This window comes from Lactobacillus sp. ESL0246 (assembly GCF_003692965.1).
Lineage (GTDB): Bacteria > Bacillota > Bacilli > Lactobacillales > Lactobacillaceae > Lactobacillus.
Window position 1 is genome coordinate 251,030 of record NZ_REHC01000006.1, and the last position, 24,878, is coordinate 275,907.

The following is a 24,878-nucleotide window of genomic DNA, read 5'->3' on the forward strand; positions in this document are numbered from 1 at the left end:
TCTCTTTCTATAGACGGGTATCGAAACGACCGCAGAAAGGATCTACTGGGTTTTTACCGAGAAATTTTTCTTGACCCATCATTTTCTTCAATAAGGCATCAATAGTAACATCGTTGCCAGTATAAGCATTAACGTAAGTTGAAACCATCGGAATATCAAAGAGGTGGTAAGGATTGCAAGTGGAAACAAAGACAGTTGGGATGTCTTTCATGAACCATGGTGCATCTGCGGCCATCAAGTGAATCCAATCTAATCTAGTGGTAGTTTGGTTACTTGCAGTTTCAACGTTGGCAACGTAAAAGGCAAGGTCAAAACGCTTCTTTTCAAATTGGACGCCACCTTCAAAAACTTCTTGGAAATCTAAGTGCTTTCGATCAAAGACGGAAACCTGGAATCCTTTTTCTTCAAGTTTTTCTTTAAATTTGGCCGTTACTTTACCGCCTTCTTTAAAGCCACCATCATCTGTATCACCTAAAACGACAAGCCGAACTCGTGGATATTTCTTCGGTGTTATTGGCAGTAATTGATCACGATCCTTAACAAGAGTGACTGATTCTTCAGCAACCTTAGCAGCAAGCTTTTCGTGTTCTGCCAGCTTTAAATCAAAATTACTTGATGAAGGTTCACAAAGTTCACCTGCGGTATTCATCACGCCTTGTGCTACCTTAGTTGCGATAATTCTAGTAACAGCCTCATCAACGCGTGACATTGGAATGGTTCCGTTAGCTACGGCATCAGTAATAAATTGATAATCTTCGTCAATGTCTTTATTAAAGAGAATCATGTCAATACCGGCATTGATTGTTGCAGGTAAGGCTTCTGATCGCTTCATTGTTGCGTTATAACCAATCATTGGCGTTGCATCAGTAATGGTTAAGCCGTTGAAGTTCAAAACTTTCCGAAGTAAGCCGTTAATTAAAAGCTTAGAAGTTGAAGCAGGTCTTAAATCTTTATCTTCAATTCCTGGCTCAAGTCGGCGTTCCCAAGCAGGCTGCATAATATGAGCAATCATGATACTTGGCAAACCATTATCAATTAAGTGGTGATAAATTTCTCCGTAGGATTTCATCCATTCATCAGCGGAAAGCGAATTAATCGAACTTAATAAGTGCTGGTCACGTTCATCGACACCATCACCAGGGAAGTGTTTGGCAACAGGAATAACGTGGTTAGCATTTAGTCCGGCAATTTGAGCGTCAGACATTCTAATTACTCGTTCTTTATTACTGCCATAAGTTCGGACATTCATAATTGGATTACGAAAGTTTTGGTCCAAGTCGACGATTGGTGCAAATGACATGTTGCCACCAACTTGTTTTGCTTCGTAACCGGAGACATCTCCTAAATTATAAGCGTTTTGAGCGTTATCGGTTGCAGCAATCTGCAATGGGCGGCCAAACCACGTACCAGCATTTACAAGCCCATTACCACCGGCTTCAAGATTAGCTGCGATTAAAAGAGGAATATCACTTGCCTTTTGTGAAGTTGCAATTTCGTGTTGCAGTTTTTTGGCATCATCAGGACGGTACATAATTCCACCTGGTTGATATTTTTCGACAAATGCTTTCAAGTCCGTGTTTTCTTCGTCTTCGCCGATGACAAAGAAAAGTTGACCAATTTTGGCATCGGTTGACATGCTTGCTACTTTTTGCTTAACAAAGTCAATTTGCGCAGCAGACAAGTTATAAGGTTTTTTAGATAGGTCTGTCATATTTTTCCTCCGTGTGCTATAAATATAAATTGATTTAAGATTTATTTTAATCTAGTGTTAGCGGTTCTGCTATTGCCAAAAATCATAAATATTGTATTGATTTCACAGATTTTATTTTGAAACAGAGAGTAAAGTTTAAATAAACAGCACACTACCAACGAAAGAAAGGAGTAAGCATTTTGAAAGAAGAAGTATTGCGCCTATTACGAAAAAATAATTCACCTCGAAATTGGTCAGATGTTCTTGCTACGGTTGAAAAAAACGGTAATCTGACAAAAAAAGTTGGACAAATCGAGAATGAACCAATCTACCGTTTCTTTGATACCTATTCGGATGATCTAACACTTAATAGCAGTTCTATTTCGATTGCAGTACAACCGACTAACTCTTTTATTCCATATCATATTCATGATTATGTTGAAATAATGATCCCACTAATTGAAGACTGTGTGGTGGTTTTAGAGCATTCCGAAATTAAAGTTAAACAAAATAACTTGATTTTTATGGGAAACAGAACTATTCATAAAGTTAAGCCAATTAGTAAAAAAGGAGTGGTTGTTAATATTGCATTACGAAGTTCAGCTTTTTCTTTAAACGAGCTTGACTATTTAAACCATCGCGAAAATGGCTCTAACATTTCTAATATCTTATTTTCACTTTTATCCAATGAGGAATATGGTGAGGGTCGTTATAGTCTATTTGAAGTTAACCATGATGTTAAAATTACTAATTTAATCTATGATATTATTTCAGAATACTATCACCCTGATATCCAGTCCGATCAGTTGATTCGGTTGGAAATGTTAACGTTATTTTCGCTATTAATTAGGCAAGCAGCTAACGCTGAAATCAAGGTAAAAGATTTTCGAAAGAAAAACAATAACTTACTATCACTTCTTTTATATATTGAAAAACACTACAGTAACATTACATTGCAAAAAATGGCCACCCACTTTGGCTTTAATCAGAATTATTTATCGGACTATCTAAAAAAGCATACTGGTAAGACCTTTATCCAATTAGTGCATTTGCAACGAATCAATGTTGCAGCCGAATATCTAACTTATACGACAGCGCCAATTGAAAGGATTGCTACTAGGGTAGGTTACGAAAATCCTTCGTATTTTTATAAAATTTTCAAAAAGTATTTTGGGATTTCACCAGCTGAATATCGTCAAAAAAATAGTTAAAAAAATGACTAGTAAGGCAACATACTGGTCATTTTTATTTTTTGTTATTCATTAAAAACTGGGAAATGGATATAGTTTCTCTGTTTTTTGAATATGGCATTTCTATATTTCGGCTAATATACTTAATTAAAAATGAAAGATATTAATAAATAAGGAGTATAGGAATGAAAACTTTTCAAGCATGGCTAGAAAAATATCTAGTTCCATTTTCAAACAAACTAGGACAGAATAAAGTCTTACAAAGTATTTCTTCGGGTATGATCATGACTTTACCAGTAACAATTGGAGCATCTGTTTTTTCAATTTTTGCTAGTTTTCCTATTAAGTCAGTGGCAAACTGGTTTGCTATAGTAGGTATTACACCGTCAATGGCATCAATTGTTAATGGTACTATGAATATTCTGGCAATGTTTATTGCTTTTACTATAGCATATAGTTATGCACAAAAATGTGAAGCAAATGGTACAGTTGGGGGATTATTTAGTTTAGCAAGTTTCTTTATCTTAATGCCACAAACATTGCCGGGGAAGAAACCAATCAATGCTTTTCAAATTACTTACTTGGGTAGCCAAGGAATTATTGTAGCAATTTTATTATCAATATTTATTGGCGTGTTATACGTTAAGCTGTATAGAAATAAAAAACTAACTATAAAATTACCTGATTCAGTCCCAAGTATGGTTAGTTCGTCAATTGAACCGTTAATTATTGGAATTATTATATTTACTATTGTATTTATTATTAGAGCAATTTTTGATTATTCATCTTTTGGAAACGTTTTTGATTTTATTAATAAATTGATCACGGCACCTTTATTGCATGTCGGCGGTTCTCCAATTACTCTAATTTTAATTATGGTTTTATCAAATGTACTGTTTACTTTTGGTATTCACCCAGCTGCTATTCAGTCTGTCATTATTCCGATTGTGATCTCAATGATGGTCAGCAGCACGCCCGCTTATCAAGCCGGTAAAACGATCCCGTTTTTGAGTAACTTAGTTGTGTTTGCCTTTTCAAATAATGATGCGGCTGGCGCTACTTTGAGTTTAGTATTAATTGCCTTAATCTTTGGTAAATCTAAGCGTTATAAAGAGTTTTTTAAAGTTTCAGCTTTACCAAACATCTTTAATATTAACGAACCAATCATTTTTGGGATGCCAATTGTTTTAAACCCATTAATGTTTATTCCATTTATTTTATCAAGCTTTGTTTCAAGTGGGGTAGCTTTATTAGCTGTCAAAATAGGCTTTATTACCAACTATAATCCTAGCCTTGGAATGGGAATGCCTTGGACAATGCCTAAGTTAATTGCGGATGCAATGATTATGGGCTGGCAAGGTGCTGTCGTTTGGCTAATCAATTTTGCCTTAATGTTTGTCATTTATCTTCCATTCTTTAGAGTTGCTGACAAGCAGGCCTTAGAGGAGGAAAATAGCAAAAATGACTAATCAGTTTCACCTTAAAGAAGATTTTCCGCAAGATTTTTTGTGGGGTGCAAGCACATCTGCCTTTCAAGTAGAAGGTGCTGCTAATGAGGATGGTAAAGGACTTACAGTTGCCGATCTTCGTTCACAAAAAAGTAAGTATTTGGATACCTCAGTCGGTGTGGATCACTATCATCATGTTGAAGAAGATGTGGAATTAATGGCAAAGCTTGGTCTTAAGAGCTACCGTTTTTCTATTTCATGGGCACGAATTTTTCCCAATGGTAATGATCAAGAGCCTAATCAAAAGGGGATTGCTTTTTATAATAAGTTAATTAACCTTTTAGTTGAAAATAATATTGAACCGATAGTGACTTTATTTCATTTTGATTGCCCGGTTGGCATAATTAAGGAATATGGAGGCTGGTCCAATAGACGGGCGATTTTTGATTATTATTGTTATGCCAAAACCATTCTAGAATTATTTGGTGACCGTGTTAAGTACTGGCTTACAATTAATGAACAATCTCTTATTGCTAATGTCCCAGCAATGAACGGCATAATGGATGCAGATAAACATCAGCTTCGGCAAAAAGGGGAGAATTCCAATTATTACATGTTTTTGGCTCAGGCTAAAGTTTATGCGCTATGTCATGAATTGTATCCAGATAGTAAAATCGGACCAGCAGTTTCTTATATGACTAATTTCCCCTATGATCATACTTCTGCCAATGTATTAAAAAGTAAATCAATGGAAGATATGATTTCTTTTATTGATATGGATGTGGCACTACGGGGCGAATTACCATCATATTATAAGCGCTACCTGAAGGACAGTGATATTGAGCTTGACTTGCAAGATGGAGACAAGGAAATTTTACAAAAAGGTAAGGCTAACTTTTTAGGATTGAATTGGTACACAACTTCAGTATTTAAGTTGAGTCAAAAGCAAAGCCCTAAAATGCTTGATGGAGTCATTTCAAATGTTGAAAAAGTCAGGGATGATCGCTTGATGAATTCTGAATGGGATTTTTCATATGATCCAGTTGGATTACGGTTTGCCTTACAAAAAGTTAATGATCGTTATCCCAATATTCCAATTATTATTACTGAGTGTGGCTGGCCCGAACGTGAAAAACTAGAAGATGGTAAAGTTCACGATGTAAAACGAATTAAATATTTAAATGGCCATATTTATGAATTGCGTGAAGCAATTAAAGATGGAGTAAACATTATTTCATTTAATCCATGGTCATTTTTAGACTTATTAAGTGTAAATGATGGGATGGACAAGCGTTACGGTTTAGTTTTTGTTAATCAAGATAATCATGCTGAAAAAGATTTGGCACGCTACCCTAAAGATAGCTATTACTTTTATCAAAAGGTAATTGCAACCAATGCACAAAATGTTGTGAAGTTAAACATTGATGAAGATAAAAAGGAGATTTAAAAATGGCTAAAAAACTATTATGCTGTGCTGTTCTGCAGGAATGAGTACGAGTTTATTAGTAACTAAAATGAAAAAAACTGCAGAAGAGCAAGGTAAGGATGTCGAAATATTTGCTGTTCCAGCAGCTGAAGCAGATGACAAACTTACGCAAGACAATATCAATTGCATTTTGCTTGGACCACAAGTTCGTTATATGGAAAATGAATTTAAGCAAAAAGTAGAAGGTAAAAATATTGGTTTAGCCGTTATTGACATGCAAGCGTATGGTTTAATGGATGGATCTAAAGTTCTTGCGCAAGCATACCAAATAATGGGTGAATAACAATAGTTAAGTATTAAAAAAGTCATGCCTATTAGGCTGGCTTTTTTATTTTGAAAAACTGTGATTTAAGCATAATGATATGCCCCCCGAAATTGTCTTAATTTCGGAGATCATATCAAATCCTATCCCCTTTATTATACTGAATGGAATGTTTCTGCAATGGTAGGTGATCAAATTCATGATGAACCATACGCTGCTGCAATGGTAGCTAAAACATTAGCCGATAATGATGGTCTAGTTGAGGGCTATTCATTCTTTACTTTCACTGATATTTTTGAAGAACAATATCAAAAACCGGGGGTATTTCATGGCGGCTATGGCTTGCAAACTGTTCAGGGCATTGAAAAACCTGTATATCGTATTTTTGAAATTTACCATCAATTGGGTATGCAACGACTGAAAGTTATAGATAAGAATCAGGGAACAGCTGAGGTATTGGCAGTTCAAAAGCAAAAAGATTTGCAGGTACTTGTATATAACCATAATGTACCTAGTAGAAAAATAGCGTCAGAAAAAGTGGTAATAAATATTGCTAAAAAGAAGAACTATAAAGCTATTTTACAAAGAATAGATCAAAATCATGCTAATTCATTTGGAAAATGGCAAGAAATAGGTGAGCCAGAATATCTTAAGCAAGCAGAGGTTGATGAGCTACGTAAATCTTTCGAGCTTCAAGATCAAGAAATCGAAATTGGAAAAGGCCAGATTATTTTGGAAATGCCACCGCATTCATGCGCCTTTACCATTATCCACAATTATTTTGCCTAGAAAAAGATAAATTGCTTTTTAAGTGTAATATTTTGTGGCTTTAATCATAATTAAATTACACAACAATAAATTTAATTAAAATTGACAAATCTAGCTGATAAGTTTAGAAAAAAGTTTGCTAATGCTTACGTTTGTAAACACTTAACAATAACAACAAATTTTCACATTAAATTCAGAAAGAGGCAAATTTGGGGATTAAATAACCTGAAACTCAATCATTTTTCACTTGAAAAACGGTATAATTGGCAAAGAAGAGAAAGGAGTTTTTTACTAATGATGTGTGATAATTTGTTTTTTAAGATTGTTTGGGTAATTGTCTATGGTATTACTGCTTACTTTACTTTTACCGACAAGATGATGATGGCAATGTACTGGATGGCTGGGGGAATGTTTGCTCAAGCCGTTGTTGATCTTATTTATCATTTTTGGCCAAGAAAATAGCTTAAATACTAAAAAAGACAGTCTGAAGACTGCCTTTTTTATTGGTCATTTTCTTTTAAAAAACTTTGAATTATTTTTTCGCGAATAGTTAGAAAAATTTGATTATGACCAGTGGGATGAACTCTGTTGGTCAGTAAAATCAATCCTGATTTGCGCACACGATCAAGTAAAATTAAGACACCAGTAAAACCAGTATGAAGAATAATTGGATAATGGTATAGGGGATCGAAACGAAGGTCCCAACCCCAAGAGCGTGGTTTTAATCCTACTTTATTTTTGTTATCGAAAAGTTGAGCAACGATATCTTGACTAAAGGGTAGGATATCACGATCGATACCAAGATAGCCTTTACAAATTTTTACTATATCATTTAGAGTTGAAAAAAGGCCGGCAGATCCACAGTCGCTTCCCAATTGCTGTGCTTTAGGATCATGAGGTATTCCTTGTAAAACTTCTCCATTAAATAAAGCTGTTGGTACGCAAGCACTTTTTGTAGGATGAAAAGTAGTATTTGTTAATTTCATAACATCAATTATTTCTGCTTGACCAACTTCTTGGACGGGTTTACCAAAAATCTTTTTAATTACTAAGCCCAATAAAATAAAATTAGTGTCAGCGTAACGCATTTTATGTTCAAATTCATTTGTAACTGGAAGGTGAATAATTGCGTCTAAAAGTTTATCATGGCTAAGTTCATCTCGGTGTTCTATCCATCCACGAATCCCACTTGTATGAGTCATTAAGTGAAAAAGTCTCACTCGCTCATCGGTGAATTCAGGAATAAATTGGTGAAGTGGTTCGGAAAAATTGAGTTCATTTTCTTGATAAAGTTTTAATAAAATATTTTCTGTAATTAATACTTTGGTTAAACTTGCTAAATCATATTCTGCAAATGGACTGAGTTGAGTTACGGTGGGGTAAATACTTGCAAAACCAATTGTTGATGTAAAAATTTGTTCATTATTAATAAAAGCGTAGTTAACACCGGGAACTACACGTTCTGAGACCATTGATTCAATTAAAGTTTGTGTGGCTGAATAATCAATCATTGAAAAATTCTTTCTTAATTATGTTTGGATACTCAGTCTATTATATCTAATTTGGTATCTTAATGGCCAAAATTATTCTATAGTTTAATTTTGATTTTTTTGGTGCAATTTTCGATTTAATGATCTAACAGTCATCTTTGCCCTAATTATACTTACAGACCAAACAATTAAATAAATAATACAAAAATTAATGGTAAAGTCAAGCAGTTTATACCAATTAGCAAAAATACTCATGATACTTAGTGAAGAATAAGTAATACAGAAATGGACTAAGGTTTGTTTAGTAATGCTCCAAGTCTCTACTTGATAAATAAGACTGCTGCAACCAAAGATGATTCCAATTAACGCCCAAATAAATAAGTCAACCAAATTTACCGAAACAGAATTCTGAAAAAAGTGTTCAAAGTTTGATAATGAAGAGAAAGGATTGAAAGAGGGACTAAAAATAAGGTATGAGAGTATGCCAATATTGACTCCAATTGGAGCGGACCAAAGAGCTAACTTAAAAATTTTTTTGCAAAGGTTCATGATAAAAACTCCTTTTTGATTTTTTGCATATAACGGCGTGAACTATAGGTTGTATGGCCATTTTTAAAAATAATTTGATAAATGCCATTACGTGTAAGAGCAAATTCTTGAATGCAACTAAAATTAACAATTTCAGAACTTGAAACTTGAATGAAGACTCGTTGAGGTAGAATTGATTTAATTTCATATAGTCGCTTTTTTAAGCGATAATTTCCTTGATTAGTCTCGCAGATAACTTTCTTATCTTGTGTATGAATAGAAATTACATCATAAAGGGCAATTACCTTTTGGCGTCCATCTTGATAACCGATTAAATTTTGATCATTGACAAAGTAAGACAAATTATCTTGTAAAGTAGTACTGCTTTTATCAATTTTGGGTGTATTAACAGTGATTGATAGATCGTATGCATTGGGATCAATTTTTTGATTAACGAGCATAAATGCATCTCCTTTCTGTTTTTTAAGATAGCAAAAGTAAACGTGGTTAACAATAATTTAAAGATAAATGGTCATTTTTTTAGGATAAGTGGTAGGATAAACTATTAGAAAAGCAATTACCTGCCAAGTTAATTAAAAAATACTTTTTCACGATAAAAAGTGCTTGACTTTACTTCTAGCTTCAAGCATAATAATTAATGTTGATTTTGCCCGTTGGTCAAATGGTTAAGACGCCACCCTCTCAAGGTGGAGTTACGAGTTCAATTCTCGTACGGGTGATTTAACACTGGGATATAGCCAAATGGTAAGGCACAGGTTTCTGGTTCCTGCATGTTTCGGTTCGAGCCCGGATATCCCAATAATTGTGATTTGTCTTAGTTTCAACTAGCTTAAAACGTTGATACTAAGGCATTTTTATTTTTTGAAATTAACTGAAATCAGTCGAAAAAGCATAAGTCGGTGCAAAATTTAGTGCATCCCTTTAAGGTGTTAAATTGTTTATAGCCTATTTGTTTAAGTTAAATTGCCGTAAACCTTACTAATAACTAAATGGTATTGAATTGTTCAGTCGTATTTTTCGACAGTATTAAAAAAAGCTTCTAAATAACGCTTTCTTTTATTTTTAAATTATGATACATAAAAGGAGCCAATTAAATAATGATGCAAGAGATTAAATCATAATATCGCCTTAGTAATGAAACTATTGAATCATTCGTCAGAACAAATGATTCTAGCTTATCTTGGACTTGATCAAGAAGAACGTGAAAATATTCTTTATTTAGTAGATTTTGACTAAAAATTTTTACTTAAAAATATAAAATTGCGATTTAAAAACATGTGCGGTTAAAAAATATCAATGCAAGTGAGCAAAAAGCTCATTAAGAATCGTCCTCTCAGCATTACATCATCACGAATAACATTTTTTACAACTTCCTTTTTACTAAGTCATTTATCATCGATGATCTCAACGGCTTGATTAAAAAGCGTTAATTCGGAATCTTGCCTTTCTATAGTTTTCCTGAATTAATTAGTTCGACTTGATACATTTAACATATGAACTAATTTAAAAGAGAAGGAATTAATAAAAGCCATAAAATTGTACAGAAAGGTGAAATTATATATCTAAGAAGTGGAAATATAACCTATGATACCGAATAGTCGAGTTCTCTAACTATTAAAAACTAAAGCCTAATAGATTTAGTAAAAAGGTGATAATTAAAAAAAGGATGGGTCGACGTTTTTTGTATAAAAGACCAGGACATTCTATTGTTAATGAAATAAATAAAGATATTTATAAAAAATTCAACGAAAAAATAGTCCATTGACAGCTACCATTAAATCCTATTAACTTTATTGATTTAATGACTGATGGGATAATTCCTCTAGTAAAAGATAATTTTACGCTTAACAAAATTAGAAGAGGTGTTCAGAATGTTTTTATTTCATATGTAGTTAGAGATGCATGGCATAAAGGTGGTATATTTTACTATGAAGTTATAGATTACGAACAAATAGCAGTGGATTTATCGGAAGATAGTTATTTAAATGATTACCTTAAAACAAAAATAATATAAATGCATAAAAATCAAATTAATTACATTTATTAGCAAAAAGCATTACAATATATAGTAATTAGACATATATTGCAATGAAATGGAAGAGAGGTTTTATTATGAGTTCTGTGAATTTAAATATTCGTATTGATAAAGAAATCAAAGGGGAAGCAGAAAGAATATTTAGCGAATTAGGTTTAAATATGACAACTGCAGTGAACCTATTTCTTAGAAAAAGTATAAGAGATAATGGTCTACCTTTTGATTTAAAATTAAGTCAAGGCGATATAACTTTAGCAGCTATTAAAGAAGCTTCAAAAATTGCAAATGATCCTACTGTTGAATCGTATAGTAATATTGCAGACCTGAAAAACGCACTTGAAAAATGAAATATCAAATTAAATTTACCTCACAATTCAAAAAGGATATTAAACTTGCTAAAAAGCAAGGCAAAAGCTTAAATGAACTATATAAGGTAATTGAGAAAATTGCTGATGGTGAGGATCTTGCAACAAGTTTACATGACCATGCTTTAACAGGAAATTTTAAAGGTACTAGAGAATGCCATATTGAACCAGATTGGTTGTTAGTCTATGAGATTTTTGAACAAGAATTTGTGCTAGTAACTGTTCGACTTGGTAGCCTTTCCCAGTTGTTTGGAAAATAATCTATAAAGTATTCTAATAAATATAGTGAATAAAGAGTTCCTGGGAAAAAAACAAAATTTTAAGAAATGTATTTTAAAAGAATCTGCAAAACTCGAACTTTATCGAAAGCATTTTTCGTTTAGACAAAGTTTCTGCAGTATAATCCGATTAAATTATTTATATTAAAAAAGAACGTTAGCATTGAAAACCAACGTTCTTTTTTAATTAAGTTTTTTCCCAGACACTTGATAATTCTTTACTGTAGGGTATTATCTCATCTACTATGATTCAAGCCCGATGTAAATTAAAATTATCTGCTTTTGAACATGTCTTCTATGCCTTACATGTTAATTCATATTGATGCTCCTCAATATCTGGTTATCGTCTTTTTGCTCAAGATGGCTTTGACATTAATCTTAAAAGCTACTCTTAATGATCCTATTGCTAAAAGAAAAGGAATTAATAAAAGCTATAAAATTGTACAGAAAGGTGATAAGAATGTTGGTAATTTCTAAACTTCCAGATCACTATTATCGCTCTTGGAATGGACAAACTGAAATTTTACAAGAAAAAGTAATTAAAAATAATAACTTAATAATTAAATTTACAATAACAAGTAAAACTTTTAATTTAAATATTAAAGTATACCTATCCCTTTAAAAAGCAGCATACAATAAGTGATTTAGTTTTATTTAAAGCACTTGTACTTAAAATGGATAAAGAATTCCTATCTTTAATTGAAACTACTAGCAGTCGTAATGAGGTAAGTGTTGCTTTATGTATCAGCTATGTTCTTAAAGATAAAACTAGAATCAAAACATATTAACCATTATGAAAGAAAGTCCATCAAACTTTCAATTAAGTACAGGATTACATATTATTGAAGTATGTCCGAACGATATAATTGAGATCATTGAACAATAAAAATGAAACTGGTGGTAAGTAATTACAACCAACAGATGGGAAAATTATCCAAGATACAGTTTCTTATAAGGAATCAATTCCTGGAAAAACCTATACTTTGCACGGTATTGTTATAGTAGAAAATGTAAAAAAATTAATTTTTAGACAAAAAGATAAATCAAGTATTTCTTTTGGAAAAGCCTTGATCTATTTTTTTGCTTTTTTGTGCTGAAAAAAAGAAACCGGATTGATAATCATGCTAAAGCCTAAGAGCAATAACTTTTTCAACATATTGTGTTTTGAATATAATTAAAGTACAATATGTTGCGGAGTATAAGTGATAAAAAGGAGAGTAGACTTTATTGAAAAAAAATCAAAAATTAATTATGTCAATTGTTGCAATTGGAACACTAAGTTTTTTGGGTATTGTAATTGAAACAGCGCTTAATATTGCTTTTCCAAAATTAATGGTAAAATTTAAAATTCCCGCTAGCACAGTCCAGTGGTTAACAACTAGTTATATGTTAGTTTCTACTGTAATTATACCTTTCGGAGCATATCTAAGAAAACGCTTTCGTGCAATTACGTTGTTTAGAGTAGCAATAATTAGTTTTTTAATTGGAACAGTTTTAGCGGGAGTTACTTCAAGCTTTTTCTTGCTTCTATGTGGTCGAATTATCCAAGGAATTGCTGATGGTATTGGCTTACCATTAATGTTTTCAATTATTTTAGAGCAATCTCCTAAAAAGAAAGTAGGCTTTTTTATGGGACTAGGAAGTTTAGTAATTGCTTTTGCCCCTGCAATTGGTCCAGTTTATGGTGGAATTGTTTTAAAGTATTATAGTTGGCAAACTTTATTTATACTAATAATACCTATAATATTAGTTATTTGGCTATTAGGTGAATTTAGTATTACGCAAAAATTTAATGTTTTTAGTATTTCTTTTGACTATCGTGGTGGTATTACTTTAACTGGTTTATTAATAACTACACTATTATTAATAGTTAGTACAGCAAGTAAAAGTAATTATCGTATTGTTTTATTGATAACTGCTATTATTTGTTGTATTCTCTTTATTTATTTTGAAAAAAATAATAAAAATTATATTATTGATATATCTTTGCTTAAAAATCGACAATTTGATATATTTCTGATTTCTTTTTTTCTACTACAGTTAATGTCATTAAGCATGTCATATTTAATGCCGAATGTTTTAGAAATAATATTTCATTTATCAACGGCAAAAACGGGCTTGCTTGTATTACCAGCAGCAGTAATTGATGCCATAATGTCAGCAGTTGCTGGAATAATTTATGATAAATTAAATCATGATTTTCCAATCTTGTTAGGAGAAGGACTTATTTGTGTCTCTTTTCTATTAGCAAATATTATATCAATTGCACCAATTAATCTGATTATAATTTATTCAATTTTTATGTTTGGATTGGGTTTGTCGTATAGTAATATTATGACAAGAAGCTTAGCAAATTTACCTATTCAATCAACCAATGATGGCAATGTAATCTATATGACTGCACAATCATATTCTGGAGCAATGGGAACAGCAATAGCAGCCTCAATTTTAACATTTACACAAAACGATTATTTTAATTTTATAAATGGAACATTAGCTGGTCTAAAGATTAACTTTAAAGTTTTGTTCTTTTTATCGATAATAGTTTTAATATTTTGTACAACAATAATTTTAAGAGATAAAAAATGACTAAATAGAAAATATAATAAAATTTGCAAAAGAAAAAATGTATGATGATGCAACAGGACATGATTTTTAACATGCGTCTAGAGTAGCTATTCTGGCTAAAAAATGTATGTAACTACGGCAATAATAAAACTAGTCTTTTTATTATTGAAGCTACGGGTTATTTACATGATGTGATTGACGAAAGGCTATCTTCTAATATAACTAAGTCACTTCAAGAAATTAATTCATTATTAATCAGTCAAAAAGTATCTCAAGAAAATAAAGACATGATTTTTAATATTATTCAACATATGTCCTATTCTAAAAATATTGATGTTCATTACCACTCTCAATAGAAGGTAAGTATGTCCAGGATGCCGATTGGTTATAAACTTTTGGTGGAAGCGATTCTTGACCTTTTTGACTTGAGGACCTTTTGATGAATCCATACTTGCCTGCTCGCAGATTATATTTACGCGCTAGCAGATTATGTTCTTTCATTAAGCCGGTAAACACGTTTATGGTTTATCAGCAGACCATATTTAATTTTTAACATAGCGGTCATGGGCAGGTAGCCAAAGGCTAGGATTACGCTTTTTGGCTACTTTGATCAGTGACAATAAAGCCTGGTCACTGTATCTTTTCTGCCGGCTACGCGGGTGATACTCATAGGTACTCTTGGCTAGAAAGCTATAACGCAACAGCTCCTGTAGTTGATAATCATGCTCATGCTTTAGCTTTTGCATGATGGTCCGTTCTTCTTACGTTGAACGTCTTTGCGCCGAGCTAAGGCTGCGACTTTTTTAGGTAGTCGTTCTCAATGTGGAGCTAGTGATTTTCTATGCGTAGGTGCTCTAATTCAGATAACTCGCTGCTAGTATATTAACTGATTTTTTCACCGGTGATCGACCTCGTTTGGTAAAGAGTGCATCAAGTCGGCCTTTATCAAAACTTTTTTGCCAATGCGCAATTAAGCTAGGCGTGGCAATTTTGAAGTGAATGGCAGTACTTTGATAGGTCTCATTATGTTCTTTTCTCCAGTTTAAGCCTTGTACTCCCAAATACTGGTATTGCAACCCATTGTCGATTATTTGATGTTACCCAGCCTCAATTATTTGAGCCGCATAACGGCTATTGTAACCTATTTTAATTAAGTTAAGCTCCTGTAATTTTTGTGCAATAGTAAATTTAACCACAGTAAAACCCTCCAGATGAATTTTCGGTCCAATCTAGAGGGTTAACCTCAAATTATCATATAATTTTTTAAAATATAATGCTTTACATTCCAGCTTCAATAATTTTCTTTTCGGCCATTGTTTTACGTAATGATAGTAAGGCGGTGTATGTTGATAAAATATAAATTTTTTGGGTAGGTGCCTTACTTAATTGATCGATTACTTCTTCATTATTAGTGCAGGTAAGCATTTTTGCTGGATCAAAGCCAGCAACTTCTAATCTAAATCCCATATCATGCCAGCGGTCGCCACCAACTATAACTTTTTTAATTTGGTCACAATTTAAATCTTCAAACTGACCATCCCAAATCCATGAAGTGTCAATTCCATCTGCATGATTAGCGTTTAAAAGAGTAACTAAAGTATAATCTTTGTTTTCCGTATTCAGCATATGTAATACTTCATCAAGACCAACAGGATTTTTAACTAAAATTAAGTCAATTTCTTTACCGTAATAGTTGATAAGTTCTTGTCGACCAAAAACACGCTTGTTTTTAGCGAAAGCATTCGCTACTTCAGCATCTGTTAGCTTAAAGTAGCGAGCAACGGAATAGGCTGCTAAGGCATTATATATGTTGTAAGTACCACCAATATTAATGTTGTAACTTTTACTACCCATTTTAAAATTAAGGCTATTTGGCGTTTGAGAAGTAATTTCATTAACTGAGTAGTCCAAATTAGGACGGTGGTAATTACAGTTAGGACAGAAGAAGTCACCCAAATTGGCATAGATACGATCATGATAGTGTAAAATGTGATTACACTTGGGGCATAAAACGCCGTCTGTGTTAACTGGAGCCTTTATGTCATGTTCTTGTTGATCACTGGGCAAATTAAAACCAAAGAAAACTTTAGGATTGGGTAATTCTACTGAAGAAAAAATACTAGCATCCCCATTTGCAATTACTGTTGCTTGTGGTGCAAGTTTAATTCCATCAATAATTTTTTCATAAGTAGTATAAATTTCTCCGTAGCGATCCATTTGATCACGAAAAATATTGGTCAAAACAAAACAACTCGGATGGAGTAATTCAGTTACCATTTTAACGTTGGCTTCGTCAACCTCTAGAACAGCAATCTTGCGTGCAGATTTATTTTTTTTATGAGCTAAAAAGGCTGTTACAATTCCTTGTTGCATGTTAGAACCAGATGGATTAGTTAAAACATTACCATATTTTTCTCTCAAGGATTCCACAATTAAAGCAGTAGTCATCGTTTTTCCATTTGTTCCGGTAACAATAATTGTTTCATAATTACTTGCTAATGTATTAAGTACTTTAGGATCAATTTTCATTGCTAACTTGCCAGGAAAGCTAGTTCCGCCTTTAAGAAAATTATGGAGAAACCAATAACTAGATTTGCCAACAAATTTAGCTAATAAAGATTTTAATTTCATATTTATCCCTCACTTTAAAATCATTATCAACTATAGCATAGCAAAGATATGAAAACGAGTTTTTAATGACGATTTATCTGCACAGATTTAAATTTTCAATTATACTAATTAAGTTAGATGTATTAAATTAGACAAAGGAGCAAAAATGGCACAATTATTTTTTCACTATGGTGCAATGAGTAGCGGTAAAACCATTGAAATTTTAAAGGATGCCCATAATTATGAAAACCAGGGCAGGAAAATCGTGCTTATGACAAGCGTCATTGATGATCGTAGTGGCGTAGGCGTAATAGCTTCACGAATAGGTATGAAACGTGAAGCTATTCCAATTGATCATGATATGAATATCTTTGAATATATTAAAATGCTCAATGATCAGAACCAGAAGCAAGGAGATGGTACCATTGCTTGTGTATTTGTAGACGAAGCACAATTCTTAACTCGGCATCATGTCATTGAATGCGCTAGAATTGTTGATGAACTTAAGATTCCGGTGATGGCATTTGGCTTGAAAAATGACTTTCAAAATAACTTGTTTGAAGGTACACAAAATTTACTAATTTTCGCTGATAAAATTACAGAAATCAAAACAATTTGTCACTACTGTGGTCGAAAAGCTACAATGAACTTACGAATTCATAATGGTAAGCCGGTTTATAAAGGTGAACAAGTTCAAATTGGCGGGGATGAGAGCTATTATCCTGTATGTCGCTTTCATTATTTTCACCCTGAACAATCAAGATAGAGAGGGATTAAAATATGGACAAAATTATGGCACAGCTTGAAGGCCTAGTAGCTCATTACGATGAATTACAAGAAATGATGGCAGATCCAGAAGTTATTGGTGATACAAAGCGCTATATGGAAATTTCTAAGGAAGAAGCTGACTTGCGCGAAGTCGTACAAAAATACAAAAAATATAAAAATGACAAGCAGGAAATATCAGATAATAAAGAAATAATTACTGATGAAAGTGATAACGATTTGGTTGAAATGGCCAAGGCAGAAAATAACGATCTAGAGCAGGAAATTGTTGATTTAGAAGAGCAGATCAAGATTTTAATGCTACCGAAAGATCCTAATGATGATAAAGATATTATCATGGAAATTCGAGGCGCGGCTGGAGGCGATGAAGCTTCGTTATTTGCTGGTGATTTACTTAGAATGTATGAAAAATATGCTGAAAGACAAAATTGGCAAGTGTCAGTAGTTGATAGTGAGCCAACTGAAGTTGGCGGCTATAAACGGATAGCTATTATGATCACAGGTGATAAGGTTTATTCGAAACTTAAATATGAAAATGGCGCTCATCGAGTGCAGCGTATCCCTGTTACCGAATCTCAGGGACGTGTTCATACGTCAACTGCTACTGTTGCTGTAATGCCAGAATATGAACAAGTTGACCTCGAACTAGATCCTAAAGATATAAGAGTTGACGTCTATCGTTCTAGTGGTGCTGGTGGTCAGCATATTAACAAAACGTCAAGTGCGGTACGAATGACACACTTGCCAACAGGAATAGTTGTAGCGATGCAGGATCAACGAAGCCAACAGCAAAACAGGGAAAAGGCAATGCAGATTTTAACCTCCCGAGTTTATGATTATTATGAAAGTCAAAACCGTGATCAATATGATGCTAAACGTAAAAATGCAGTTGGAACCGGCGATCGTTCAGAGAGAATTAGAACCTATAACTACCCACAAAATCGAGTAACTGATCATAGAATTGGCTTAACTCTTAATAAATTGGATCGTGTAATGAATGGTGAATTAGATGATATTATTAGTGCTTTGATTGTATATAATCAAACCAAGCAATTGGAGGAATTGACAGACCAAAATGCCTAAAATTCAAACATTAAATGATTTACGATTATGGGCAATTAACTTTGCATCAGATCAGCGACCGGAAGATATTGAATTTCTACTTGCCGAGCGTTTACTGTTAAGTCCAAGTCAATTTCAATTAAAACAAGATATGAAATTGGAGCCAGTGCAATTAAAAAAAGCTCAACAAGATATACGTAAATTAGCGCAGGGAATTCCTGCGCAGTATATCTTAGGATATTCTTGGTTTGGGGGATATAAAATTTTGGTTCAACGTGGTGTGTTAATACCACGTTTTGAAACAGAAGAATTAGTTAACTGGGCACTTTCCAAGCTTAATTCAGGTGATAAAGTTCTTGATTTAGGAACAGGATCGGGTTGTATTACTGTTATGCTGGCAAAAGAAGCAATTAAAAAAGATATTATTAATCTTGATTTGTATGCTTCTGATGTGACTGATGCAGCACTTAGAATTAGTGAAGTAAACTTTTTAAAGTATAATATCGATGTTACTGTAAGAAAGGCAAATGTACTGATTGGTTTAGAAAAGTTCGATAAGATCATCTCAAATCCACCTTATATTAAAGAATCAGAAAAAAAGATAATGGATCAGAATGTTTTGCATAATGAACCAAAAGAAGCATTATTCGGTGGTAATAGTGGTCTTGACTTCTACCAAAAATTTGTTAACCAGATTAGAGATCATCTCAATAATGGCGGTGAATTTTTCTTAGAGTATGGTTTTAGTGAGAAGCAGGAACTCCAAAATTTGTTTAAGCGTGAATTACCTGACTTTACAACTGAATTTAGGAATGACATGTCAGGTAAGCCACGAATAGTATGGGGAAAGTGGAATAAGTAATGCAAACAAAAATTTTTTTGCCAAGTCAGATAGATGATGCCGTAAAACTGCTTGATAATGGGAATTTAGTTGCTTTTCCAACTGAAACGGTTTATGGATTAGGGGCGTTGGCTACTAATGAAGAATCTGTGAAAAAAGTATATCAAGCCAAGGGTCGACCGAGTGACAATCCGTTGATTGTCACGGTTTCGGATAAAAAAATGATGGCAAAATATGCTAAGAGTATTCCTGAAAGAGCAACTAAGTTAATTAATTACTTTTGGCCAGGACCTTTAACAATTTTGTTATATGTTAAGCCCAAAAGTTTACCTCGTGCTGTAACTGGGGGGCTTGATACCGTGGCCTTTCGCTGCCCAGATGATAGACTGACACATGAATTAATTGCTAAATTAGGTAGACCAATTGTGGGTCCTTCTGCTAATACTTCAACTAAACCGAGTCCCACTACGGCTCAGCATGTTTATCATGATTTAAATGGTAAAATTGCTGGTATTATTGATGGTGGTCCTACTAAAGTGGGGCTAGAATCTACAATTATTGACTTATCTGTTGATGCTCCTGTTGTTTTAAGACCAGGCGAGATCACTCCTGATGAATTAAGTCGTGTTTTAGGGGAAAAAGTTCTGATTAACAGTGGAAAGACTTCTGAACAGGAAATTCCTAAGGCTCCAGGTATGAAGTATCGTCATTATGCTCCAAGTGCTTCTGTCGTTGTTGTTGACGATGAACAAGATTTCTCTAAAATTACTTATGATAAAAATATAGGAGTAATGGCATTAGGAGCAGTCTTAAAGAAGATAAGATTAACTGCTGAAAATAAATTTGATTTAGGTAATAATTTAAGTGATGCAGATCATAATTTGTTTGCAGGTTTGCGTTATTTTGATGATCATCAAGAGATTAACCAGATTTTTGTACAGGGATTTCATGGTAGTGAAGCCACGCTGGCATATATGAATCGACTAAACAAGGCTGCTGGCGGACATCATTTTCAGGTAAAATAAAAAATTATTAGCAAAGGGCTTTAAACCCTTTGCTTTTTTGATTAAAATAAGTGATAAATATGATATATGTTTTAGGAGGACAATGATGGGTAAATTTACGGTTTTAAATCATCCATTAATTCAGCACAAGTTAACTATTATTAGGCGTAAGGAGACCAGTTCAAATGAATTTCGAAGAATTGTCGGAGAAATTGGTGGTCTCATGACTTATGAAATTACTAGGGATTTACCACTAAAAGATGTTGAAATTGAGACTCCGATGGGTAAAACAACGCAAAAAGAAATTGCTGGTAAAAAAATGACAATTGTTCCAATTTTGCGTGCGGGAATTGGGATGCTCAACGGTGTATTGGACATGATTCCTTCTGCAAAAGTTGGTGTAATCGGGATGTATCGCGATGAAGAAACATTAAAGCCGCATGAATATTTCTGTAAGATGCCTAAAGACATTGCTGAAAGAGAATGCTTAGTTGTTGACCCAATGCTTGCCACTGGTGGATCGGCTAACATGGCAATCAGTGCCTTAAAAAAGCGGGGAGTTAAAGATATTAAATTAGCTGTTTTAGTAGCAGCTCCTGAAGGAGTGAAGGCAATTCAAGCCGAAAATCCAGATGTTGATATTTATGCTGCTGCACAAGATGATGAATTACTTGAGAGCGGCTATATTTTTCCTGGACTAGGTGATGCGGGTGACCGCTTATTTGGTACCAAATAAGGGTTTAGAAAAATATTTATAGAAATTGCTTACATTTTTTCACAAAAAGTTTGAATGGTGTTAATATTGTAGGAGTGTTCTATAAACTGGGCACGAGAAGGGAGGTCACGAAGTAATGGAGAAACCATTTGTATTTAATTTCTTGGGCTTGAGTTTTGATCTCGCTGGAATTATTGGCTCGACCTTAATGGCTGCCGTTATTTTACTAGTCTGTATTTGGCTCTCACGCAAGATTGAAATGAAGCCAAACAAAAAGCAAAACATTATTGAGTATATACTTGATTTTACTGACAATATTGTTAAGGATAATGTCGGCGATAAAGATGCACAAAAACATCTGTCACTTTATGCTTTTGTTCTGTTTCTCTTCATCTGGTCTATGAACCAATTAGGCATGTTCTTAGAGGTCAAAGTCGGTGATACTATGCTTGTTAAATCACCGACAGCTGACCCGGTCACAACAATGTCATTTGCAATGATGACCTTGCTTTTATCATTTACATTTGGAATTCAAAAATTTGGTATCGGTGGGTACTGGCGAAATTACGCTGAACCAGTTAGCTTTTTATTCCCAATTAATATGATTGAGGAAATTACTAACTTTTTGACGCTGTCTTTACGTTTGTATGGTAATATTTACGCAGGCGAAGTATTATTAACATTGATTGGTAATAATTTAGCTCCTAGTCTAGGTATTCCAACAATGATTTTAGCAGCTCCACTCGCAATGATTTGGCAAGGTTTCTCTGTCTTCATTGGCTCTATCCAGGCATATGTTTTTGTAACACTTTCAATGGTATACATTGGTAAAAAAGTTACAAAAGAATAATTTTTTTGGAGGTTTAAATATGTCACAAGCTTTTAAATATATTTCTGCAGCTCTTGTAGCTGGTTTAGCTGCTTTAGCTGCATCTTGGGGTAATGGTAAGGTTATTACTAAGACAATCGAAAGTATGGCCCGTCAACCTGAAAGTGCCGGAAACTTGAGATCAACAATGTTTATTGGTGTTGGTTTGATTGAAGCCGTTCCTATTTTGGCAATTGTCATTGCTTTCTTAATTCTTTTCGTAAAATCTTAGTTATTTAAAAGAATTTAGGTTAAAAGATAGAAGGGCAGTAAATGACATTTCAAACTTTATTTGCAGCCTCTGCAGGTCATCTTTATGTTGGAAACACTCTTTGGTATTTAATTGTTTTTATAATTTTGCTTATTTTGGTTAAGCATTATGCTTGGGGACCAGTTTCCGATATGATGGAAAAAAGGCGTCAGAAAGTAATTAATGATTTGGATTCAGCTGAAGATAATCGTAAGAAAGCTGAAATTCTTGCCAATGAGCGTGAAGCTGCATTGAAAAATTCAAAGCAGGAAGCAACTCAGATTATTTCTGAAGCTAAGACTAATGCCCAAAAAACAAGTAGTCAGATAGTGGCTAATGCTAATAATGAGGCTGCATCGATTCACGAAAAAGCTAAAGCTGATGCTGCACAGGCCAAGGTTGATGCACTCAATGAAGCACGTGCGCAAGTCGCAGATATTTCTGTTGCAATTGCCGAAAAGGTAATTACCAAAAATTTATCTGCTGATGATCAAAAAGATTTAGTTGATCAATTTGTTAAGGGGCTGAATGAATAATGACCTTAAGTAAAGAAGAAATTGCTGCACGTTACGGCACTGCATTGTTTGATTATGCGCATGATATGGGTGCCTTAGATGATGTTTATGCTGATTTGCAAGAGTTACGTCAGGCAATTTTAAATTATCCGCAGATCTTAAATGTCTTTAGTGACCCAATTTTTGATAGTGAAGAAAAGAAAGAGTCCTTAGATTGTATTAAGGCTGGGCTAGTTAAAGAAGTGCAAAATTTTCTTGATTTACTATTAGATTACAATCATTTTATGGAATTGCCCGCTATTATTGATTGCTTCAGTGACTTGTTCAATCAAAATAGGAAAGTAGTTACTGGAATTGCCATTAGTGCAGTTAAGCTAGACGATAAGCAGCTTAAAGCAATTAGTGATAGCTTTGCTCAAAAATATAGTCTTAACAATGTAACTTTGACAAATAAAGTAGATGAGAGCATTATCGGTGGAGTGATTTTGAAAATTGGTGATTGTGTGGTTGATGGATCTATTAAAAGAAAACTTAACAAGATTCGTGCGCAATTAGTTAGAAAAGATTAAAAGAGGTGAAACCATTGAGCATTAAAGCAGAAGAGATTAGCTCTTTGATTAAGCAACAGCTTGAACACTATGATAACAAACTCGACATTAATGAAGTTGGGGTTGTGACATACATAGGTGATGGGATCGCCCGAGCTCACGGCTTGAACAATGTTTTGGCTAATGAACTATTGGAGTTTGACAATGGTTCGTATGGTATTGCTCAAAACCTTGAATCAAATGATGTAGGTATCATTATTTTAGGTAGTTTTGATGATATTCGCGAAGGGGACCAGGTTAAAAGAACTGGTGAAATTATGCGCGTACCGGTTGGTAATGAATTAATCGGTCGTGTAGTTAATCCGCTTGGTCAGCCTGTAGATGGTTTGGGGGAAATAAAAACCACTAAAACCCGTCCAATTGAGACTTCAGCGCCTGGTGTCATGGAGCGTCAGTCTGTTAATCAGCCCCTTCAAACAGGTATTAAGGCAATTGATGCATTAGTACCCATTGGTAGAGGTCAGCGTGAATTGATCATTGGTGATCGTAAAACTGGTAAAACCAGTTTGGCAATTGATACAATTTTGAACCAAAAAGGTCAAGATGTTATTTGTATCTATGTCTTCATAGGACAAAAGGAATCAACTGTTAGAACTCAAGTGGAAACATTAAAACGATTCGGTGCGATGGACTATACTATTGTTGTTGAAGCTGGTCCAAGTGAACCGGCGCCAATGCTATATATAGCACCATATGCTGGAACTGCGATGGGTGAAGAATTCATGTATAATGGCAAGGATGTGTTGGTCGTCTTTGATGATTTATCCAAGCAGGCCGTTGCCTATCGTGAACTTTCGTTATTACTTCGTCGTCCACCTGGTCGTGAAGCTTATCCTGGAGATGTTTTTTATTTGCATTCACGTCTGTTAGAGCGTAGTGCAAAATTAAGTGATAAATTAGGTGGCGGGTCAATGACTGCGTTACCGTTTATTCAGACTGAAGCGGGAGATATTTCTGCATATATTCCAACTAATGTAATTTCAATTACAGATGGACAAATCTTTTTACAAAGTGATTTGTTCTTTGCAGGAACTAGGCCAGCAATCGATGCAGGTAATTCGGTTTCTCGTGTTGGTGGTAGTGCACAAATCAAAGCTATGAAAAAGGTTGCAGGTACTTTACGTACAGATTTAGCAGCCTTTCATGAATTAGAAAGCTTTGCACAATTTGGTAGTGATTTAGATCAAGCGACTCAATCTAAGTTGAATCGTGGTCGTAGGATCGTTGAGGTATTAAAACAACCTCTTCATGAACCAATTCCTGTTGAAAAGCAAGTTTTAATTCTGTATGCCTTGACTCATGGGTATATTGACTCTGTTCCTGTTGAAGATATTGGTCGTTTTGAAAAAGAAATGTACGATAACTTTGATAGTGTTCACGCTGACTTGTTAGAGCATATTCGCAAGACAGGTGAACTACCAAATGAAAAAGAGTTGCAAACTGCAATTTCTAGTTTTGCAGATAGTTTTTTACCAAGTAAGAATTAGGAG

General features: G+C 33.9%; 29 protein-coding genes, 2 tRNA genes and 2 pseudogenes. 25 read left to right on the forward strand and 8 right to left on the reverse strand.

From position 1 onward, the window contains the following. Positions 1–7: 7 nt before the first annotated feature. Complete coding sequence (locus F5ESL0246_RS02980) at positions 8–1,711, reverse strand: glycoside hydrolase family 3 protein (RefSeq protein WP_122018032.1); 1,704 nt, start codon at positions 1,709–1,711, stop codon at positions 8–10. A gap of 179 nt (positions 1,712–1,890) precedes the next feature. Here F5ESL0246_RS02980 and F5ESL0246_RS02985 point away from each other — a divergent pair, with 179 nt between their 5' ends. From F5ESL0246_RS02985 to F5ESL0246_RS08290, 6 genes are all read left to right on the forward strand, one after another. Further along, positions 1,891–2,901, forward strand: a complete 1,011-nt coding sequence (locus tag F5ESL0246_RS02985; RefSeq protein ID WP_122018033.1) for an AraC family transcriptional regulator — start codon at positions 1,891–1,893, stop codon at positions 2,899–2,901. 164 nt (positions 2,902–3,065) lie between these two features. Further along, entirely contained in the window at positions 3,066–4,349 is a 1,284-nt protein-coding gene (locus F5ESL0246_RS02990; RefSeq protein ID WP_122018034.1) for a PTS sugar transporter subunit IIC, read from the forward strand. Continuing rightward, positions 4,342–5,775, forward strand: a complete 1,434-nt coding sequence (locus F5ESL0246_RS02995) for a glycoside hydrolase family 1 protein (RefSeq protein WP_122018035.1) — start codon at positions 4,342–4,344, stop codon at positions 5,773–5,775. The genes F5ESL0246_RS02990 and F5ESL0246_RS02995 overlap by 8 nt, the downstream gene beginning before the upstream one ends. 19 nt (positions 5,776–5,794) lie before the next feature. Continuing rightward, on the forward strand, positions 5,795–6,097 hold the full coding sequence (locus F5ESL0246_RS03000) for a PTS sugar transporter subunit IIB (protein ID WP_122018036.1): 303 nt from the start codon (positions 5,795–5,797) through the stop codon (positions 6,095–6,097). 114 nt (positions 6,098–6,211) lie between these two features. After that, a complete protein-coding gene (locus F5ESL0246_RS03005; protein WP_255409427.1) occupies positions 6,212–6,865 on the forward strand; it encodes a hypothetical protein in 654 nt (217 codons plus the stop codon). Positions 6,866–7,138: 273 nt separating this feature from the next. Next, on the forward strand, positions 7,139–7,306 hold the full coding sequence (locus F5ESL0246_RS08290) for a hypothetical protein (protein WP_199688554.1): 168 nt from the start codon (positions 7,139–7,141) through the stop codon (positions 7,304–7,306). Positions 7,307–7,344: 38 nt separating this feature from the next. Here the strand turns inward: F5ESL0246_RS08290 and F5ESL0246_RS03010 are convergent, their stop codons facing one another. The 3 genes from F5ESL0246_RS03010 to F5ESL0246_RS03020 all read right to left on the reverse strand — a co-directional run bounded on the left by F5ESL0246_RS03010 (position 7,345) and on the right by F5ESL0246_RS03020 (position 9,323). After that, on the reverse strand, positions 7,345–8,355 hold the full coding sequence (locus F5ESL0246_RS03010) for a serine hydrolase (RefSeq protein ID WP_122018038.1): 1,011 nt from the start codon (positions 8,353–8,355) through the stop codon (positions 7,345–7,347). 84 nt (positions 8,356–8,439) lie between these two features. Continuing rightward, a complete protein-coding gene (locus F5ESL0246_RS08500; RefSeq protein ID WP_122018039.1) occupies positions 8,440–8,883 on the reverse strand; it encodes a DUF3021 domain-containing protein in 444 nt (147 codons plus the stop codon). Next, positions 8,880–9,323, reverse strand: a complete 444-nt coding sequence (locus F5ESL0246_RS03020; RefSeq protein ID WP_122018040.1) for a LytTR family DNA-binding domain-containing protein — start codon at positions 9,321–9,323, stop codon at positions 8,880–8,882. The genes F5ESL0246_RS08500 and F5ESL0246_RS03020 overlap by 4 nt, the downstream gene beginning before the upstream one ends. Positions 9,324–9,530: 207 nt before the next feature. Here F5ESL0246_RS03020 and F5ESL0246_RS03025 point away from each other — a divergent pair. From F5ESL0246_RS03025 to F5ESL0246_RS03060, 9 genes and pseudogenes are all read left to right on the forward strand, one after another. Further along, positions 9,531–9,602: transfer RNA gene (locus F5ESL0246_RS03025), tRNA-Glu, on the forward strand. Between the two features lie 8 nt (positions 9,603–9,610). After that, positions 9,611–9,682, forward strand: a tRNA-Gln gene (locus F5ESL0246_RS03030). Between the two features lie 305 nt (positions 9,683–9,987). Continuing rightward, positions 9,988–10,119, forward strand: a pseudogene (locus F5ESL0246_RS03035) (site-specific integrase); the annotation flags it as partial. A gap of 565 nt (positions 10,120–10,684) precedes the next feature. Further along, positions 10,685–10,897: a hypothetical protein gene (locus tag F5ESL0246_RS03040; RefSeq protein ID WP_122018041.1), complete on the forward strand. Its 213-nt coding sequence runs from the start codon at positions 10,685–10,687 to the stop codon at positions 10,895–10,897. A 98-nt stretch (positions 10,898–10,995) separates the two neighbouring features. Next, a complete protein-coding gene (locus tag F5ESL0246_RS03045) occupies positions 10,996–11,265 on the forward strand; it encodes a type II toxin-antitoxin system RelB/DinJ family antitoxin (protein WP_122018042.1) in 270 nt (89 codons plus the stop codon). Then, entirely contained in the window at positions 11,262–11,543 is a 282-nt protein-coding gene (locus F5ESL0246_RS03050) for a type II toxin-antitoxin system YafQ family toxin (RefSeq protein WP_122018043.1), read from the forward strand. The genes F5ESL0246_RS03045 and F5ESL0246_RS03050 overlap by 4 nt, the downstream gene beginning before the upstream one ends. A 324-nt stretch (positions 11,544–11,867) precedes the next feature. Continuing rightward, the gene (locus F5ESL0246_RS08195) at positions 11,868–12,038 is read left to right on the forward strand and encodes a hypothetical protein (protein WP_158592786.1); all 171 of its coding nucleotides are present in this window, start codon (positions 11,868–11,870) and stop codon (positions 12,036–12,038) included. A 446-nt stretch (positions 12,039–12,484) separates the two neighbouring features. Further along, positions 12,485–12,658: pseudogene (locus F5ESL0246_RS08505) on the forward strand (hypothetical protein); the annotation flags it as partial. A 130-nt stretch (positions 12,659–12,788) separates the two neighbouring features. Further along, positions 12,789–14,150: an MFS transporter gene (locus F5ESL0246_RS03060; RefSeq protein ID WP_369916902.1), complete on the forward strand. Its 1,362-nt coding sequence runs from the start codon at positions 12,789–12,791 to the stop codon at positions 14,148–14,150. 300 nt (positions 14,151–14,450) lie between these two features. Here the strand turns inward: F5ESL0246_RS03060 and F5ESL0246_RS08130 are convergent, their stop codons facing one another. The 4 genes from F5ESL0246_RS08130 to F5ESL0246_RS03075 all read right to left on the reverse strand — a co-directional run bounded on the left by F5ESL0246_RS08130 (position 14,451) and on the right by F5ESL0246_RS03075 (position 16,760). Continuing rightward, positions 14,451–14,630 (reverse strand): hypothetical protein, encoded by a 180-nt coding sequence (locus F5ESL0246_RS08130; protein ID WP_147441058.1) that lies wholly within the window; start codon positions 14,628–14,630, stop codon positions 14,451–14,453. Between the two features lie 41 nt (positions 14,631–14,671). Continuing rightward, complete coding sequence (locus F5ESL0246_RS03065; protein WP_122018045.1) at positions 14,672–14,875, reverse strand: hypothetical protein; 204 nt, start codon at positions 14,873–14,875, stop codon at positions 14,672–14,674. Positions 14,876–14,983: 108 nt separating this feature from the next. Further along, complete coding sequence (locus tag F5ESL0246_RS08510; protein ID WP_122018027.1) at positions 14,984–15,205, reverse strand: helix-turn-helix domain-containing protein; 222 nt, start codon at positions 15,203–15,205, stop codon at positions 14,984–14,986. Positions 15,206–15,407: 202 nt separating this feature from the next. Further along, positions 15,408–16,760 carry a Mur ligase family protein gene (locus F5ESL0246_RS03075; RefSeq protein WP_122018046.1) on the reverse strand — a complete coding sequence of 451 codons (1,353 nt, stop codon included), beginning with the start codon at positions 16,758–16,760 and terminating at the stop codon, positions 15,408–15,410. A gap of 145 nt (positions 16,761–16,905) precedes the next feature. On the opposite strand from F5ESL0246_RS03075, the gene F5ESL0246_RS03080 reads away from it, so the two are divergent. The 10 genes from F5ESL0246_RS03080 (at position 16,906) to atpA (ending at position 24,875) form a co-directional block, all read left to right on the forward strand. Next, positions 16,906–17,505 carry a thymidine kinase gene (locus F5ESL0246_RS03080; RefSeq protein ID WP_122018047.1) on the forward strand — a complete coding sequence of 200 codons (600 nt, stop codon included), beginning with the start codon at positions 16,906–16,908 and terminating at the stop codon, positions 17,503–17,505. Positions 17,506–17,519: 14 nt separating this feature from the next. Continuing rightward, a complete protein-coding gene (prfA, locus tag F5ESL0246_RS03085; protein ID WP_122018048.1) occupies positions 17,520–18,608 on the forward strand; it encodes a peptide chain release factor 1 in 1,089 nt (362 codons plus the stop codon). Further along, the gene (gene prmC, locus F5ESL0246_RS03090; protein ID WP_122018049.1) at positions 18,601–19,449 is read left to right on the forward strand and encodes a peptide chain release factor N(5)-glutamine methyltransferase; all 849 of its coding nucleotides are present in this window, start codon (positions 18,601–18,603) and stop codon (positions 19,447–19,449) included. The genes prfA and prmC overlap by 8 nt, the downstream gene beginning before the upstream one ends. Continuing rightward, the gene (locus tag F5ESL0246_RS03095) at positions 19,449–20,453 is read left to right on the forward strand and encodes an L-threonylcarbamoyladenylate synthase (RefSeq protein WP_122018050.1); all 1,005 of its coding nucleotides are present in this window, start codon (positions 19,449–19,451) and stop codon (positions 20,451–20,453) included. The genes prmC and F5ESL0246_RS03095 overlap by 1 nt, the downstream gene beginning before the upstream one ends. Positions 20,454–20,538: 85 nt before the next feature. Further along, positions 20,539–21,168 (forward strand): uracil phosphoribosyltransferase, encoded by a 630-nt coding sequence (gene upp / locus F5ESL0246_RS03100; protein WP_122018051.1) that lies wholly within the window; start codon positions 20,539–20,541, stop codon positions 21,166–21,168. Positions 21,169–21,283: 115 nt separating this feature from the next. Next, the gene (gene atpB, locus F5ESL0246_RS03105) at positions 21,284–21,997 is read left to right on the forward strand and encodes a F0F1 ATP synthase subunit A (RefSeq protein ID WP_122018052.1); all 714 of its coding nucleotides are present in this window, start codon (positions 21,284–21,286) and stop codon (positions 21,995–21,997) included. Positions 21,998–22,016: 19 nt separating this feature from the next. Beyond that, positions 22,017–22,247: a F0F1 ATP synthase subunit C gene (atpE, locus tag F5ESL0246_RS03110; protein ID WP_122018053.1), complete on the forward strand. Its 231-nt coding sequence runs from the start codon at positions 22,017–22,019 to the stop codon at positions 22,245–22,247. Positions 22,248–22,288: 41 nt separating this feature from the next. Further along, on the forward strand, positions 22,289–22,801 hold the full coding sequence (atpF, locus tag F5ESL0246_RS03115; RefSeq protein ID WP_122018054.1) for a F0F1 ATP synthase subunit B: 513 nt from the start codon (positions 22,289–22,291) through the stop codon (positions 22,799–22,801). Then, complete coding sequence (gene atpH / locus F5ESL0246_RS03120) at positions 22,801–23,349, forward strand: ATP synthase F1 subunit delta (protein ID WP_122018055.1); 549 nt, start codon at positions 22,801–22,803, stop codon at positions 23,347–23,349. The genes atpF and atpH overlap by 1 nt, the downstream gene beginning before the upstream one ends. Positions 23,350–23,363: 14 nt before the next feature. Continuing rightward, positions 23,364–24,875, forward strand: coding sequence for a F0F1 ATP synthase subunit alpha (atpA, locus tag F5ESL0246_RS03125; protein WP_122018056.1), 1,512 nt, complete (start codon positions 23,364–23,366; stop codon positions 24,873–24,875). Positions 24,876–24,878 lie beyond the last annotated feature (3 nt).

Coding starts and splice junctions, on each gene's coding strand:
- F5ESL0246_RS02980 (WP_122018032.1), bottom strand. CDS start 1,711: ATGACAGACCTATCTAAAAAACCTTATAACTTGTCTGCTGCGCAAATT.
- F5ESL0246_RS02990 (WP_122018034.1), top strand. CDS start 3,066: ATGAAAACTTTTCAAGCATGGCTAGAAAAATATCTAGTTCCATTTTCA.
- F5ESL0246_RS02995 (WP_122018035.1), top strand. CDS start 4,342: ATGACTAATCAGTTTCACCTTAAAGAAGATTTTCCGCAAGATTTTTTG.
- F5ESL0246_RS03000 (WP_122018036.1), top strand. CDS start 5,795: ATGCTGTGCTGTTCTGCAGGAATGAGTACGAGTTTATTAGTAACTAAA.
- F5ESL0246_RS08290 (WP_199688554.1), top strand. CDS start 7,139: ATGATGTGTGATAATTTGTTTTTTAAGATTGTTTGGGTAATTGTCTAT.
- F5ESL0246_RS03010 (WP_122018038.1), bottom strand. CDS start 8,355: ATGATTGATTATTCAGCCACACAAACTTTAATTGAATCAATGGTCTCA.
- F5ESL0246_RS08500 (WP_122018039.1), bottom strand. CDS start 8,883: ATGAACCTTTGCAAAAAAATTTTTAAGTTAGCTCTTTGGTCCGCTCCA.
- F5ESL0246_RS03020 (WP_122018040.1), bottom strand. CDS start 9,323: ATGCTCGTTAATCAAAAAATTGATCCCAATGCATACGATCTATCAATC.
- F5ESL0246_RS03040 (WP_122018041.1), top strand. CDS start 10,685: ATGACTGATGGGATAATTCCTCTAGTAAAAGATAATTTTACGCTTAAC.
- F5ESL0246_RS03045 (WP_122018042.1), top strand. CDS start 10,996: ATGAGTTCTGTGAATTTAAATATTCGTATTGATAAAGAAATCAAAGGG.
- F5ESL0246_RS03050 (WP_122018043.1), top strand. CDS start 11,262: ATGAAATATCAAATTAAATTTACCTCACAATTCAAAAAGGATATTAAA.
- F5ESL0246_RS08195 (WP_158592786.1), top strand. CDS start 11,868: ATGTTAATTCATATTGATGCTCCTCAATATCTGGTTATCGTCTTTTTG.
- F5ESL0246_RS08130 (WP_147441058.1), bottom strand. CDS start 14,630: ATGAAAGAACATAATCTGCTAGCGCGTAAATATAATCTGCGAGCAGGC.
- F5ESL0246_RS03065 (WP_122018045.1), bottom strand. CDS start 14,875: ATGCAAAAGCTAAAGCATGAGCATGATTATCAACTACAGGAGCTGTTG.
- F5ESL0246_RS03075 (WP_122018046.1), bottom strand. CDS start 16,760: ATGAAATTAAAATCTTTATTAGCTAAATTTGTTGGCAAATCTAGTTAT.
- F5ESL0246_RS03080 (WP_122018047.1), top strand. CDS start 16,906: ATGGCACAATTATTTTTTCACTATGGTGCAATGAGTAGCGGTAAAACC.
- prfA (WP_122018048.1), top strand. CDS start 17,520: ATGGACAAAATTATGGCACAGCTTGAAGGCCTAGTAGCTCATTACGAT.
- prmC (WP_122018049.1), top strand. CDS start 18,601: ATGCCTAAAATTCAAACATTAAATGATTTACGATTATGGGCAATTAAC.
- F5ESL0246_RS03095 (WP_122018050.1), top strand. CDS start 19,449: ATGCAAACAAAAATTTTTTTGCCAAGTCAGATAGATGATGCCGTAAAA.
- upp (WP_122018051.1), top strand. CDS start 20,539: ATGGGTAAATTTACGGTTTTAAATCATCCATTAATTCAGCACAAGTTA.
- atpB (WP_122018052.1), top strand. CDS start 21,284: ATGGAGAAACCATTTGTATTTAATTTCTTGGGCTTGAGTTTTGATCTC.
- atpE (WP_122018053.1), top strand. CDS start 22,017: ATGTCACAAGCTTTTAAATATATTTCTGCAGCTCTTGTAGCTGGTTTA.
- atpF (WP_122018054.1), top strand. CDS start 22,289: ATGACATTTCAAACTTTATTTGCAGCCTCTGCAGGTCATCTTTATGTT.
- atpH (WP_122018055.1), top strand. CDS start 22,801: ATGACCTTAAGTAAAGAAGAAATTGCTGCACGTTACGGCACTGCATTG.